Annotated in this window: 11 protein-coding genes; 5 read left to right on the forward strand and 6 right to left on the reverse strand. The window is 69.9% G+C overall.

The genetic code is table 11. The features are described 5' to 3' along the window. The coding region (locus G6048_RS40575) for a family 43 glycosylhydrolase (RefSeq protein ID WP_165344618.1) at window positions 1–1369 on the forward strand (1369 nt) is incomplete at its 5' end. Between the two features lie 46 nt (window positions 1370–1415). Here G6048_RS40575 and G6048_RS40580 read toward each other — a convergent pair. The 3 genes from G6048_RS40580 to G6048_RS40590 all read right to left on the reverse strand — a co-directional run bounded on the left by G6048_RS40580 (window position 1416) and on the right by G6048_RS40590 (window position 5713). Further along, the gene (locus G6048_RS40580) at window positions 1416–2876 is read right to left on the reverse strand and encodes an FG-GAP repeat protein (protein ID WP_165344619.1); all 1461 of its coding nucleotides are present in this window, start codon (window positions 2874–2876) and stop codon (window positions 1416–1418) included. Window positions 2877–3009: 133 nt separating this feature from the next. After that, window positions 3010–3903, reverse strand: a complete 894-nt coding sequence (locus tag G6048_RS40585; RefSeq protein ID WP_165344620.1) for an LLM class F420-dependent oxidoreductase — start codon at window positions 3901–3903, stop codon at window positions 3010–3012. A 100-nt stretch (window positions 3904–4003) separates the two neighbouring features. Further along, window positions 4004–5713 carry an acyltransferase gene (locus G6048_RS40590; protein WP_165344621.1) on the reverse strand — a complete coding sequence of 570 codons (1710 nt, stop codon included), beginning with the start codon at window positions 5711–5713 and terminating at the stop codon, window positions 4004–4006. Between the two features lie 349 nt (window positions 5714–6062). Here G6048_RS40590 and lpdA point away from each other — a divergent pair, with 349 nt between their 5' ends. Beyond that, on the forward strand, window positions 6063–7475 hold the full coding sequence (gene lpdA / locus G6048_RS40595; RefSeq protein ID WP_165344622.1) for a dihydrolipoyl dehydrogenase: 1413 nt from the start codon (window positions 6063–6065) through the stop codon (window positions 7473–7475). Between the two features lie 10 nt (window positions 7476–7485). On the opposite strand, the gene G6048_RS40600 is transcribed toward lpdA, so the two are convergent. Both G6048_RS40600 and G6048_RS40605 read right to left on the reverse strand, forming a co-directional pair. Continuing rightward, the gene (locus tag G6048_RS40600) at window positions 7486–7851 is read right to left on the reverse strand and encodes a MazG-like family protein (protein ID WP_165344623.1); all 366 of its coding nucleotides are present in this window, start codon (window positions 7849–7851) and stop codon (window positions 7486–7488) included. A 342-nt stretch (window positions 7852–8193) separates the two neighbouring features. Further along, window positions 8194–8952, reverse strand: a complete 759-nt coding sequence (locus G6048_RS40605) for an SDR family oxidoreductase (RefSeq protein WP_165344624.1) — start codon at window positions 8950–8952, stop codon at window positions 8194–8196. A gap of 133 nt (window positions 8953–9085) precedes the next feature. Here G6048_RS40605 and G6048_RS40610 point away from each other — a divergent pair, with 133 nt between their 5' ends. After that, complete coding sequence (locus G6048_RS40610; protein WP_165344625.1) at window positions 9086–10747, forward strand: alkaline phosphatase D family protein; 1662 nt, start codon at window positions 9086–9088, stop codon at window positions 10745–10747. Here the strand turns inward: G6048_RS40610 and G6048_RS40615 are convergent. Continuing rightward, window positions 10734–11759, reverse strand: coding sequence for a Gfo/Idh/MocA family protein (locus G6048_RS40615; RefSeq protein WP_165344626.1), 1026 nt, complete (start codon window positions 11757–11759; stop codon window positions 10734–10736). The genes G6048_RS40610 and G6048_RS40615 overlap by 14 nt on opposite strands. A gap of 89 nt (window positions 11760–11848) precedes the next feature. Between G6048_RS40615 and G6048_RS40620 the strand changes: the two genes are divergently transcribed. Beyond that, window positions 11849–13327 (forward strand): Bcr/CflA family multidrug efflux MFS transporter, encoded by a 1479-nt coding sequence (locus G6048_RS40620; RefSeq protein ID WP_235990953.1) that lies wholly within the window; start codon window positions 11849–11851, stop codon window positions 13325–13327. Further along, complete coding sequence (locus G6048_RS40625; RefSeq protein ID WP_235990954.1) at window positions 13324–14460, forward strand: serine hydrolase domain-containing protein; 1137 nt, start codon at window positions 13324–13326, stop codon at window positions 14458–14460. The genes G6048_RS40620 and G6048_RS40625 overlap by 4 nt, the downstream gene beginning before the upstream one ends. Window position 14461 lies beyond the last annotated feature (1 nt).

The raw sequence follows: 14461 nt of genomic DNA on the forward strand, positions 1-14461 counted from the left end.
CGCCGCCGCCCCCGCCTCGCCCGCCGTGACCTTCACCAACCCGATCGCCCTGCAGCGCGCCGACCCGCACATCCACAAACACACCGACGGCTACTACTACTTCACCGCCACCGTGCCCGCGTACGACAAGATCGTGATGCGCCGGGCCACCACCCTCCAGGGCCTTTCGACCGCCTCGGAGACCACCATCTGGACCAAGCACTCGAGCGGTGAGATGGGCGCCCATATCTGGGCGCCGGAGATCCACTTCATCGGTGGCAAGTGGTACATCTACTTCGCCGCCGGTGCCGCCGACGACATCTGGAAGATCCGGCCGTACGTCCTGGAGAGCGGCTCCGCCAACCCGCTGACCGGGACCTGGACGGAGAAGGGGCGTATCGCCCTGCCGCTGGACACCTTCTCGCTCGACGCGACGACCTTCGTCGTCGGTGGCAGCCGCTATCTGAGCTGGGCTCAGACCGATCCGGCCGTGGGCAGCGGAACCAACCTCTATCTCGCGAAGCTGTCCAACCCGTGGACCATCTCCGGCACTCCGGTACGGATCTCCACGCCGACGCACGCCTGGGAGACCGTGGGCCACCGCGTCAACGAGGGCCCGGCCGTCATCCAACGCAACGGCAAGGTCTTCATGGCCTTCTCCGCCGCCGCCACCGACGCCAACTACTGCCTCGGCCTGCTGACCGCCTCCGCCTCGGCCGATCTGCTCAACCCTGCCTCCTGGACGAAGAGTTCGCAGCCTGTCCTCAGGAGCAACGACGCCACCGGGCAGTACGGGCCCGGCCACAACTGCTTCACCGTCTCCGAGGACGGCAAGTCGGACGTGATCGTCTACCACGACCGCAACTACAAGGACATCAGCGGCGATCCGCTCAACGACCCCAACCGGCGCACCCGTTACCAGAAGCTGTACTGGAACGCCGACGGCACGCCCAACTTCGGCATCCCGGTCGCGGACGGCCTGACTCCGGTCCGGTTCTCCTCGTACAACTTCCCGGACCGGTACATCCGGCACTGGGAGTACCGGGCGAAGCTCGAGCCGAACGTCACGAATCTTGCGGACTCGCAGTTCCGCGTGGTTGCCGGTCTTGCCGGGAGCGGCACCGTCTCGCTGGAGTCGGCGAACTTTCCCGGCTACTTCCTGCGCCACAAGAACTACGAGCTGTGGGTGGAGAAGAACGACGGGTCGAGCACCTTCAAGAACGACGCCAGCTTCTCGCGGCGCGCGGGCCTGGCCGACTCCGCGAGCGGCGTCTCCTTCGAGTCGTACAACTTCCCGGGCCGCTACATCCGGCACTACGAGAACCTGCTCCACATCCAGCCGATCAGTACGACTCTCGACCGGCAGGACGCGACGTACTACGCGGAATAGCCCCCACGGGATCCACGGGATCCAGCCCCGCCCGGCAGTCCAGTCCTCAGGAGCCGGGCGGGGCGAAGCCCGTCGTCGTGAAGGACGTCTTGTCGCGGGGTGTCGTGCCATCCGTGATCCACCAGTGGGTGGGGTGCTCGCCGTAGATTCCGAACAGTGAGTCTGCCGCCCAGTTGAGGATCAGTTCGTCCTTGCCGTCGGCGTCGAAGTCGGCGGCTCCCGCCGGCCGGGCGTGGCGCCATTTCGCCGGGATCTTCTTGCCGTCGGCCTTTGCCGGTCCTTCGCGTAGGACCGGGGTGCGTTTGTCGCCGTCGATGAGTGTGGCGTTCTCGTATGTGGCGACGAGGATGCCGTCGCGGCCGTCGCCATCCGGGTCGGCGGCCGCGAAGTCGCCCGGGCCGTAGTCGGATTTCCGGTCATCGGGTGCCTCGGGCAGGCGGTGGGTGACCGGTGCGGCGTCGCTGCCGGGGTACACGGTGAGCGATCCGTCGACCTCGGGGGCCTCTGTCTCGTAGCCCGGCTCGTTGTTGCGGCCGCCGTCGTCTCCGATGGTCACGTCGCGTTGTCCGTCGCCGTCGAAGTCGCCCCAGGCGTGGGCGTTTCCGCGGCGCAGTTGTCTGACGTTCGCGGACGGGCCCTCGCCGCGGCGGGCGGAGTAGAGGGTGTTGGCGGACTGTTCGCCGTCGTTCGTGCCCTGGAGCAGCAGAGAGGTCGCGCGGGGCTTGCCCGTCGGGTCGATGTCGTCCGCGATGAGCGCGCCGTCCGACCAGGGCAGGCTGGTGTCGGTGCGCGTGGGCACACCCGAGCGCGTGAACGGGCCGTACAGCACCACCAGCGATGACTCGTTCTGCGCGAGTGCCGCGAGGTCGTGGTGCCCGTCGCCGTCGAAGTCGCCGCGCTCCACGGGGCCTACGCCCAGTTTGGACACGTTCTGCGGCAGCCGTACCTCGGTGGCCTCGGCACCTGTCCTGGGTCCGGATGGGCTGCCCCACGCCACGTACGGGACGGTGCGCTGGTCCCAGATCTGCCCTTCCTTTGCCTCCTCCCTCGCGACGCTCGTGACGAAGTCCGCGAAGCCGTCACCGTCCAGATCGGCGGTGACGATGGACTGCCCGTAAACGCTGTCGGGACCGGCCTGCCCCGGCGGCAGACCGGGCAGGCCCAGGTCACCGCGGCCGTAGACCGTGCGGGTCGCCGGATCGAGTCCCCTGGCCGATCCGTAGACGACACCGAGCCGCTCTTCGCTGCCGGAGGTTTCCGGCTCCTCGCCGATCTGGACGGGAACCAGGAGATCGCGATGCCCGTCGCCGTTGATGTCGTCGGGGTCCTTCGACCCTTTCCCCGGCGTCGGCGCGCGGCTCTCGGCCGGCGCGCTGGGGACCGGGGCGGCCGACGCACCACCGTCCGAGGGGGACGGCTCACGGCCCGTTCCGTCGCCGCCGCATCCGGTGAGCGGGGCGAGCACGACACACGCGGCGACGGCCGACAAGGCGATACGCGACTTCATGCGCCTCACCGTCACATCCCGTGCCGAGCCTGCTCCAGCGAATGCGGCGACCGTTGCCCAGTCGTCGCCCAGCCGTTCCTGGAACGGGACCACGGGCTCACACCCGACAGACGGCGAGGAACCCCCGTCGCCGTCAGGCCAACAGCCCGGCCAGTCGGCGCCATTCGGGGCGCGGGAGGCCCGAGCGGTCCTGGTCGGTGACGACTTGGAAGGCCACGTGGTCCGCGCCGGCGGCGTAAAAGGCGTCGATCCGCTCGCGGATGCGATCGTCGTCGCCCCAGGCGAAGAGCGCGTCGATCAGCCGGTCACTGCCGCCGTCCGCGAAGTCGTCCTCGGTGAAGCCGAACCGCAGGAAGCTGTTGGTGTAGTTCGGCAGGGTGAGATACATGGCGAGGCTGTCGCGGGCGAGCGAGCGCGCGCGGTCCGGGTCCGTCTCCAGGACGACCTTCAACTCCGGTGCCAGCAGCGGGACTTCGCCGAAGATTTCGCGGGCGTCCGCAGTGTGCTCGGGGGTGACCAGGTACGGGTGCGAGCCGGCGGCGCGGTCGCGGGACAGCTTCAGCATCTTGGGGCCGAGGGCGGCCAGGACCCGGCGCTCGGCGGGGACTCCGGCCGCGTCCAGGGCGTCCAAATAGCCGACCATGGACGCATACGGGCGCCGGTACTGGTCCGCCAGCTTGGCGTGACTCACCCCGAGTCCGAGCAGAAACCGGCCTGGGTGCGCCGCGTCCAGTTCGGCGAACCGCGCGGCGGTGTCGGCGGCCTCGTACTGCCAGATGCTCTGGATGCCGGTCGCCACGGTCAGCCGCGAGGTCGCCTCGATGAGCGGAACTGCGTGCTGCGCCGCGCTGTTGCCGCCCAACCAGACGGCTCCGAAGCCGAGTTGTTCGAGCTCGGCGGCGGCCTCGGCAAGCTCGCCCCGCTGGGCCGGATCCTCCGACCGCAGCCCGACACTCCAAATGCCGTACCGTCCGACCGCCTCCTTGGGCGAACTGCTGCGAACCCCGGTTGTGACGCTGTCCGTCATAGGCTCCGATTCCCTCCGAACGCTGTGCACTGTCGTACGAACCTGTCGCAGCAGCCCCAACCGGCGCCTCGTTCGAGATATTCCTTGATCGGGTACGCCGCTACGGTGTCAGGGCACGGGCCGGCTCCGGGCGGTGGATGCCGCGTGGGCGGTAGCCGAGGGTGTCGGAACGGCCCAGCAGATCGGCGAGGAGCCAGATGATGGCCAGCCACATCTCGGTGCCCTGGAGCCCTGGTTCCGGTCCGGGACCGGCGGAACCGGGACCGAAGCCGAAGCCCCTGCCGTCCTGCCGGCGCGGCAGGGCGGCGGCCAACTGCCCCTCGGCCCAGGTGCGTATCTCGGCCGATCGGTAACCGCCCGTCCCCGTACCCTCGCCGAGCTGCCGGGTGCACAGCCACAGCGGGTGGGCGACGTCCAGCACATTGCAGGCATTCTCCTGCCCCGCTCCGAAGTAACGGGCGTCGCGGGCGTGGTCCAGGACCGCGTCCACGACCCGCTCCGGATGCGGAACCGGCAGCCCGAACTGGGCGAACGAGCCGCGCGTCAGCCGGTAGTAGCCGTTGACGACCTGGAGCCGGCCGGTCTCGGGCGAAGGGCTGCCCCACATCCCGGTCCACGGGTCGGCCCTCGTCAGCAGCCAGCCGAACAGCGTCTCCAGCGCGCCCTGTTCGACGCCGGGACGGTCACCGCCGACGTCTGCGTGCCGCAGGTTCCAATGGGCCGCCGTCGCCCAGGAATCGATCCAGGCCCCGGCACCCCACGCACCGTCCCGCCAGGGCAATTCCTCCAGGCGCGCGACCAGTTGGCGCGCCGTCATCTCCCGTACGCCGCGCACCGGATGCGGGAAGGAGGTGCCGAGCAGATCGAGGGCGTAGCCGACGGACAGTACGTGGTAGAGGGCGGCACCTTCGCCGATGAAGCCGTCCTCGTCCGCCGTCGGCAGTGGCTCGTCGAACTCCGGTACCAGTCCGGTGTACGGGTCCTGGACACCCCTCAGACGCTCGGCATGCTCGTCGGCGGTCAACTGGCCGGGGACGGTGCCCAGCAGAAGGTCGGCGATCTCGACTGCGTCGCAGTGCGCCCGTACGGTGGGCGCCTTGCCGGGGCGGTCGACGTACCTCTCACCGTCCCAGCACCGGCCGAGGATGTCGGCCACCTGAGCGCGGGCGGTGTCGGCGAACCGGGCCAGGGGGTCACTGGCATGGGCATGGTCCGTGCGGGACGGCCGTGCAGCGTTGTCCCGCCGGTCGCGCAGTGGCCGTGCCGGATTCCCGGCGGCCACCGTCCAGTCCGCCAGATCCTTGGTCACCACCGCCCCCGCGCCGATCACACAGTGATCGCCGATGGTCACCCCGTCCACCACGACCACATGCGAACCGATCCACACATCGTCGCCGACGGTGATCCCCCGGCTGGTGTGCGGCTGTTGGAACACCGGCCGATCGGGGGCCATGCCATGGTTGAAGCCGAGCAGCGAGGTGTGCGCGCCGATCCGCACCCCGTTCCCCAGCGTCACGGTGCCGCGCACCACGCTGAACGGGTTCAGCGTGCAGTCCGCCCCGGTCGTCAACTCCCCGGTGACATAGGCATGCGCGGCGATGTACGAGTCGTCCCCCAGCCACAGCCGGTCCGTGAACACCGCCGCGGAGTCGGCGACGTAACACCGCTCACCGATCTCACACTCCCCACCGATCGCCTCCTGCCGCTTCCGCTGCGCGGCCCGCTGCTCCTCGGTGGCCTCGTCGGCGAACACCCAGGGGCAGTGGTCGAGATACCGGACAGACGGCAGCTTTTCGGGTTCGAAATCCATGCGGGACAGTGTTTCCCGGCCCACGCCCGCAGGACCAGGGCAGCAGGGCATGCCCTCGGGACCATGCCCGCAGGACCAGGGCGGCAGGAGGTGCGCCCGGTCCTGCGGACCGTTGTTTGTGCCTTGTGTCAGCAACAGCGACCCAGACCCCCCTCGAGAGGGCGCGTCTCGGCTGCGGGGCAGTCGTGGCTGGTCGCGCGGTTTCCCGCGCCCCTGACGGGGGCGCGCTTGCGCCGCCCGGGTGACCGGGGTGACGGGCCGCCGGGCCTGATGACGCATGCTGTTTTGAGGACGAGGGCGGTCACGGCGCGGTGCCGGGTCGCCATCCCTCATCGGAAAGGACACCCCCATGGACGAGCAGGGCGAGCGCTTTGATGTCGTCGTACTCGGAGCGGGTCCCGGCGGCTACGTCGCCGCCATCCGCGCCGCCCAGCTGGGCCGGCGCGTCGCGGTGGTCGAGGAGAAGTACTGGGGCGGCGTCTGCCTGAACGTGGGCTGCATTCCCAGCAAGGCCCTGCTGCGCAACGCCGAACTCGCGCACATCGTCACCCGCGAGGCCAAGACCTTCGGCATCAAGGTCGAGGGTGAGGTCTCCTTCGACTACGGCGAGGCCTACCGGCGCAGCCGCAAGGTCGCGGACGGCCGGGTCAAGGGCGTCCACTACCTGATGAAGAAGAACAAGATCACGGAGTTCAGCGGCCGCGGCACCTTCCTCGACGCGCACACCCTCCAGGTCGCCGACTACGACGGCAACACCCGCACCCTCGCCTTCGACCACTGCATCATCGCCACCGGCGCCACCCCCAAGCTGCTGCCCGGCACCCGCCGCACCTCCCGCGTGGTGACGTACGAGGAGCAGATCCTCGCCGAGGACCTGCCGCAGTCGATCGTGATCGCCGGCGCCGGGGCCATCGGCGTCGAGTTCGCCTATGTCCTGCACAACTACGGCGTGAAGGTCACGATCGTCGAGTTCCTGGACCGTATGACGCCGTTGGAGGACACCGAGGTCTCCACCGAACTCACCAAGCAGTACCGCAAGTTGGGCATCGACGTGCTCACCTCCACCCGCGTCGACGCGATCGACGAGTCCGGCCCTCAGGTCCGCGTCACGGTGACGGCCAAGGACGGAACCCAGCAGGTGCTGGAGGCCGACAAGGTGCTCCAGGCGATCGGCTTCGCCCCGAACATCGAGGGCTACGGCCTGGACAAGACCGGCGTACAGGTCACCGACCGCGGCGCCATCGACGTCGACGGCCGCTGCCGCACCTCCGTCGAGCACATCTACGCCATCGGCGACGTCACCGCCAAGCTGATGCTCGCGCACGCCGCCGAGGCGATGGGCATCGTCGCCGCCGAGACCATCGCGGACGCGGAGACCATGGAGCTGGAGTACGTGATGATCCCGCGCGCCACCTACTGCCAGCCCCAGATCGCCAGCTTCGGCTACACCGAGGCACAGGCCCGCGAGCAGGGCTACGACGTCCAGGTGGCCAAGTTCCCCTTCACCGCGAACGGCAAGTCGCACGGCCTGGGCGACGCCACCGGCTTCGTGAAACTGATCAGCGACGGGAAGTACGGCGAACTCCTCGGCGGCCACCTCATCGGCCCCGACGTCACCGAACTCCTCCCCGAACTGACCCTCGCCCAGCAGTGGGACCTGACCGTCCATGAGGTGGCCCGCAACGTCCACGCCCACCCGACGCTCGGCGAGGCGGTCAAGGAGGCGGTCCACGGACTCGCCGGACACATGATCAACTTTTGAGGGGCGGGCGTCAGGGGAGCTGACCCGGGCCGAGCGAACGCTTGCGTACCTGCTCCAAGTGGCTCGTGAAGACCTCACGAGCCTCGGGTGTCAGCGTGCGCAACGCGACGGCCGCCGTGATGATCACGTCGCACAGCTCCGACTGGACGTCGTCCCAGGAGTGGCTCGTACCCTTCCGCGGGTTCTGCCCGGTGGCGCCGATGACCGCCTCGGCGACCTCACCGACCTCCTCGGAGAGCTTCAACATCCGCAGGAGCAGCGCCTCTTGAGGAGGACGCGCGGGTTGCGCCCGTACGAGCCACTCCTGGAGGCGGCCCACCGTGTCCCACATGTCGTCGTACGTGGCCGGGGCCGCCGCGCCGTCGTGATCGCTCATACCGCAAGCCTGCCATGCACCCAAGGCCCGCTCACCGCAGAGCAGTTGACCGAGATCGACGACTCCTGGCCCGCTGACCCGTCTCGTCACGCGGGGGCGTCGGCGTTCGTCTACGGGGCAGCCGTTCCGTGGCCGGGTCTTCCCGCGGTCCCGCGCGGAAGCCCACCCCATCCGTGCGGCCCGGAACGGCTGCCCACCCCCCATCCCCCTTGAATGTGGATCAGGAAGTTTCGTGCTCCAAATGTGAAGCTCTGGTGGAGGAGTGTCGAGCATAAGCCTGCCACCGGCCTGAACGCACCGGATGTTTTCATTCCGATTGTGCAGATTCCGCTTACGGCGCTCTCAGCCGCGACCGGTGAACGGCATCGTCGTCGCGAGAACCGTCGCGAACTGCACGTTCGCCTCCAGCGGCAGCTCCGCCATGTGCCGCACCGTCCGGGCCACATCCGCGACGTCCATCACGGGTTCCGGAACCATCTCGCCGTTCGCCTGCAGGGCTCCGGTCCGCATGCGCTCGGTCATGTCGGTCGCCGCGTTGCCGATGTCGATCTGACCGCAGGCGATCCGGTACGGACGGCCGTCCAGGGACAGTGACTTGGTGAGGCCCGTCAGCGCGTGCTTGGTCGCGGTGTACGCCGCCGAGTGCGGGCGGGGCGTATGCGCGGAGATCGAACCGTTGTTGATGATCCGGCCGCCCTGCGGGTCCTGCTCCTTCATCTGCCGGTACGCCGCCTGCGCGCACAGGAACGCGCCGTCGAGGTTGGTGGCGACCACGTGGCGCCAGGCGTCGTAGGGCAGTTCCTCGAACGGGACGCCGCCAGGGCCGAACGTACCCGCGTTGTTGAAGAGCAGATCGAGCCGCCCGAACCGCTTGCGCACGACGGCGAAGAGTCCGGCCACGTCGTCGGGTTGTGAGACGTCGGCGCGTACGCAGAGGGAGGCGCCCTTCTCCGCCAGGGCTGCCGTCTCCTCCAGGGTCTGTGTGCGGCGGCCCGCGAGCGCCACGGACCAGCCGGTGCGCAGGAGTTCCACGGTCACGGCGCGGCCGATGCCGGAGCCCGCTCCGGTGACCAGCGCGATCTTCGTTTCCTTGTTGTTCATGGGCCCGCAGCGTAGGGGAGGGCCCGCCATCCGGAACTCATCCTTCGGCCATCCCTCTGTTGTGTACGCGACAGGCTGCCGTCGACCCCGGCCACTCCAATGCGTTGTACAACAACCGTCAGGGGAGGGCCAGATGACACCCGCAGCCCGTCAACTACCGCCGCAGGAAAGCGTTTCACGGCACGCCCCCGAGCTTCGCGCCGCCGCCCGTCACCTCGGCCGGCGCCGCTTCCTCACCGTCACCGGCGCCGCCGCCGCGCTCGCCTTCGCCACCAACCTGCCGACCGCGGGCGTGGCCGGTGCCGCCGAACTCGACGCCGCGAAGATCACCGACGACCCCTTCACCCTCGGCGTCGGCTCCGGCGACCCGCAGCCCGGCTCCGTACTGCTGTGGACCCGCCTCGCGCCGGCCCCGTTCGAAGCCGACTCCGGACTGCCCCGGCAGCGCGTCTCCGTGCAGTGGGAGCTGGCCCACGACGCGAAGTTCCGCCGGATCGCCAGACGCGGGACGACCGCCGCGCACCCCGAGTTCCACCACGCCGTGCATGTCGAGGTGGGCGGCCTCGCCCCCGACCGCACCTTCTACTACCGCTTCCGTACGGGCCGTTGGGTCAGCGAGACCGGCCGTACGCGCACCGCGCCCGCGTCCGGCGCCCGCGTAGCCGAACTGACGCTGGCCGCCGTCTCCTGCCAGGCGTACCACGACGGCTACTTCACCGCGTACCAGCACCTCGCCGAGGACGACGTCGACATCGTTTTCCACGTCGGCGACTACCTCTACGAGTACGCCGTCAACTCCGTCGGCGGCGCCCGCAATTACAAGGACCGCACTCTGCCCGACGTCTTCAACCGCGAGACGGTCACGCTGGAGGACTACCGGCTGCGGTACGCCCTCTACAAGTCCGACCCGGATCTGCGCGCCGCGCACGCCGCGCACCCCTTCGTGGTCACCTGGGACGACCACGAGACCGAGAACAACTACGCGGACGACAACCCCGAGAACGACGTACCGCCGGAGGAGTTCCTGCTGCGCCGCGCCGCCGCCTACCGCGCGTACTGGGAGAACCAGCCGCTGCGCCGTCCGCAGCAGCCGCAGGGGCCCGACATGCGGCTCTACCGGCGGCTGAGCTGGGGCCGGCTCGCCCAGTTCGACATCCTCGACACCCGGCAGTACCGCACCAACCAGGCCAACGGCGACGGCTGGAAGACGCCCACGCCCGAGTCCGAGGCCGCGTCGCAGACCATGCCCGGCCTGGAGCAGGAGCGCTGGCTGACCGACGGCTGGCAGCAGTCGAACGCGCTGTGGAACGTCCTCCCGCAGCAGGTCGTCTTCGCCCGCCGCAACAACGCCACCCCCGGCAACACCACCCGCAGCATGGACGCCTGGGACGGTTACCCGGCCTCCCGCGAGCGTCTCCTCAAGGGTGCTGAGGCGGCGGGTGTGGAGAACCTGATGGTTCTCACCGGTGACGTCCATGTGTCGTACGGGTTCGACATCAAGCGCGACTTCGACAACCAGAACTCGCGCACGGTGGGGACGGAGATCGTTACCACGTCGATCTCCAGCGGGCAGAACGGGGCCGCGCAGCCGCCCAACTGGGCGGGGTATCTGGCCGCCAACCCGCACATGAAGCACTACAACGGGCAGCGGGGGTATGTGACCGTTGCGCTTGGGCAGGACGCGGCGCAGGTGGACTTCAAGACGGTGAACGCGGTGACGACGCCGGGGGCACCGATCACCACGGCCGCGTCCTTCGTGACCGAGGTGGGGGACCAGGGGCTCAAGCAGGGGTGAGGTCCTGCTGACCGAGCTCTCCGGGATAGCGGACGCCGATGCGGTCCCGTACCGCGTCGAGCGTCCGCATCACGGCGAGGGTGCCGGCCAGGGGGACGAGGGGCGACTCGGTCTCGCCCGCGCGCAGGCAGCGCATGACCTCGATGGCCTCGTGTTTGAGGCTGGCCCTTGTCGCGTCGGCCGCGGTGAACTCCTCCGGGTCGCGGCCGTCGCGGTGCAGTACGAAGCGGTCGGCGTGGAAGAAGCCGTACGGGATGTCGATACGGCCCTCGGACCCGGTGACCGAGGCGGAGGTGGACGTGCCGCCGACGAGAGAGCAGTGCAGCGAAGCGAGGGCGCCGCTTTCCCAAGAGAGCAGCATTCCCGTCTGGAGATCGACACTCTCGTCGGAGAGCACCGCCCTCGCCACCACCTCCGAGGGCTCCCCGAGCAGCAGGTGCGCGAACGACACCGGATAGACGCCCAGATCGAGCAGTGCGCCACCACCCTGCGCCGGGTCGCGCAGTCGGTGCGTGGGCGGGAAGGGGCCGGACAGGCCGAAGTCGGCCTGTACCGTGCGGACTTCACCGATGACGCCGTCGTCGAGGAGCTCCTTGAGGCGCCGGATCAGCGGATTGCAGTACATCCACATGGCCTCCATCAGGAAGCTGCCGCGCTCCTTCGCGAGGGCGACCAACTCCTCGGCCTCACGCGCGTTGAGCGTGAACGCCTTCTCGCACAGCACATTGCGCCCCGCCTCCAGGCACAGCCCGGCCGCGGCCCGGTGTGCCGAGTGCGGCGTCGCGACGTACACCACATCCACGTCCTCGTCAGTCGCGAGGGCGCCCCAGTCGCCGTACGCCCTGGGTATCCCGAACCGGTTCGCGAACGCCTTCGCCGATTCCTCGGTCCGTGACGCCACCGCCACGACCTCCGCGTCCGGCAGATCCACCAGATCCGCCGTGAACGCCGCCGCGATCCCGCCGGTCGCCAGCACGCCCCAGCGCACGCGTTCTGCCGCCACTTCCGCCATCCCCGACCCCTCGCTCCACGGATCTGTGATTCGCCACCCTGTACGAGCTGAGAGCATAGGTCCAGCGTTCAACCGACAGGGAGGGGCATATGCCCGAGCAGGGCGGTACGAGACGGGACGAGGGCGGACAGGGTGGTCAGGAGGGCGGAAAGGGGCGCATGCCGGGCGCGGCGATCGCTTCCGTCGCGGGAGCGACCGCCGCGGACGCGACCCCGGCACCCGTATCCGCACTCGCATCCGCATCGGGGGACGCACCGCCCGTACCCCCATCGGGCGTGCAGCGCGGCGTGCCATCGCCGGGCGCCCGCCGCTCCGTAGGCCTGCTCGTCACGCTCATCCTCGGTGGCCTCACCGCCGTACCGCCGCTCTCCATGGACATGTACCTCCCGGCACTTCCGGAGGTCACCCACTCACTCCACGCACCCGCGGCCACCGTGCAGTTGACGCTCACCGCGTGCCTCGCGGGGATGGCGCTCGGGCAGTTGGTCGTCGGGCCGATGAGCGACAAGTGGGGGCGCAGGCGGCCGTTGATCGTGGGGCTGCTGGTCTACATCGTCGCCACCGCCGTCTGCGCGTTCGCGCCGACCGTCGAACTGCTCGTCGCCTTCCGGCTGCTCCAGGGGCTCGCGGGCGCGGCCGGGATCGTGATCGCGCGGGCCGTCGTACGCGACCTGTACGACGGCGTGGACATGGCGCGGTTCTTCTCCACGCTCATGCTGATCTCCGGAGTCGCGCCGATCATCGCGCCGCTCATCGGTGGACAGGTACTGCGGATCACCGACTGGCGGGGCGTCTTCTACATCCTGACGGCCGTCGGCGTCGTACTCACCGTCGTCGTCTGGCGTCTGCTGCCCGAGACGCTCGCGCCGGGACAACGGCACAGCGGAGGCGTCGCGGAAGCCCTGCGCACCATGCGCGGGCTGCTCGCGGACCGCGTCTTCACCGGCTACATGCTCACCGGCGGCTTCGCCTTCGCCGCACTCTTCGCGTACGTCTCGGCCTCGCCGTTCGTGATCCAGGAGATCTACGGCGCCTCTCCGCAGACGTTCAGCATCCTCTTCGGCGTCAACTCGGTCGGCCTCGTGCTGTTCGGCCAGATCAACGGCAAGATCCTCGTCGGCCGGGTCAGCCTCGACAAGGTGCTCACGGCCGGACTCGCGATCGTCACCGCCGCGTCGGCCGCGCTGCTGCTGATGGCGGCGGGAGTCTTCGGCGAGGTGGGCCTCGTACCGATTTCCGTCGGCCTGTTCGTGCTGATGTCCGCGATGAGCCTGTGCCTGCCCAACACCAACGCGCTCGCCCTGATGCGCACCCCGCACGCCGCCGGCTCCGCGTCCGCCCTGCTCGGCACCTCCTCCTTCCTCGTCGGCGCGATCGCCACACCCCTGGTGGGCATCGCCGGCGAGCACACGGCCGTCCCGATGGCCGTCGTCCAACTGGCCTGCGCGCTGGTGGCCGTGGGCTGCTTCATGGGACTGTGCCGTCCCTGGCAGCGACGCGCGGACCTGAAGGGTGGGGGTCCTCCCCCCTCTTCGAGCGCAGCCGAGAAGAAGGGGGAAGACAGCTGAGCGCACCGAGACTGCGCCCCGGCACACCGGAACGTGCCGGGCTCGATCCCGATGAACTGGCTCAACTCGTACGGGAGGTCCGCGAACTCACCACCGGGGACCCGCCCTGGGCCGCCGGCGCCGTGGTGCTCGCCGGACGCGGCCCCGTGGTCGCCGTCGAGGAGGCGGCGGGCTGGGCGGTGCGGTACGCCGCCTACGACGAGGACACCGGCCGCGGCATCGAACTGCCGCGCAGCGCGTGGGTTCCGGCGAGCGTGCACACACCCTTCGACCTCGCGTCCCTCACCAAACTCTTCACGAGCGTCGCCGCCGTCCAGCAACTGGAACGCGGCACGCTCGGCATCGACGCGCGCGTGGCGGCGTACCTCCCGGACTTCACGGCCGCGGCCGAACACGGCATCACCGTACGGCAGTTACTCACTCACACCTCCGGGCTGCGCCCCGAACTCCCGCTGTACGACTGCCGCAGCAACGCGGCACGGCTCGACCTGCTGCGGACGGAGGCGCCGGTGTCGGAGCCGGGCGAGGAGCAGACGTACTCCGACCTCAACATGCTCCTCCTCCAGCACGTCCTGGAGCGGATCACCGGGCGCCCGCTCGACGTCCTCGTACGGGAGGGGATCACCCGGCCGCTCGGGATGACGGCGACCCGTTTCGGGCCGTGCCCGGCCGCGGCGGCCACCGAGGACCAGCGAAGACCCTGGGCCAAGGCGGACCGCGGCATGCTGCGCGGCGTGGTCCACGACGAGAACGCCTGGGCCGTCGGCGGCGTCGCGGGCCACGCCGGCCTCTTCTCGACCGCCCGCGACCTGGCGGTCTTCTGCCGCACGCTGCTCATGGGCGGCTCGTACGGTACGGCCCGCGTCCTCGGCCCCGACTACGTCGAGCTGCTGTTCACCCCGCCGGGCCTGGGCTTCGCGCTCGACCAGCCTTGGTTCATGGGGGAGTTGGCGGGGCGCGGGGCGGCCGGACACACGGGCTTCACAGGTACGTCGCTGGTGCTGGACCCGGCGACGGACACGTTCCTGGTGCTGCTGACGAACGCGGTGCATCCGCGACGACGACCGGTCCCGGACAACGGCCCGCGAGCCGCGGCGGGGACACGGCTGGCGGGGGCGGTGCGGGGGATGTGAG

The organism is Streptomyces ureilyticus (genome assembly GCF_011045025.1).
Classification (GTDB): domain Bacteria; phylum Actinomycetota; class Actinomycetes; order Streptomycetales; family Streptomycetaceae; genus Streptomyces; species Streptomyces ureilyticus.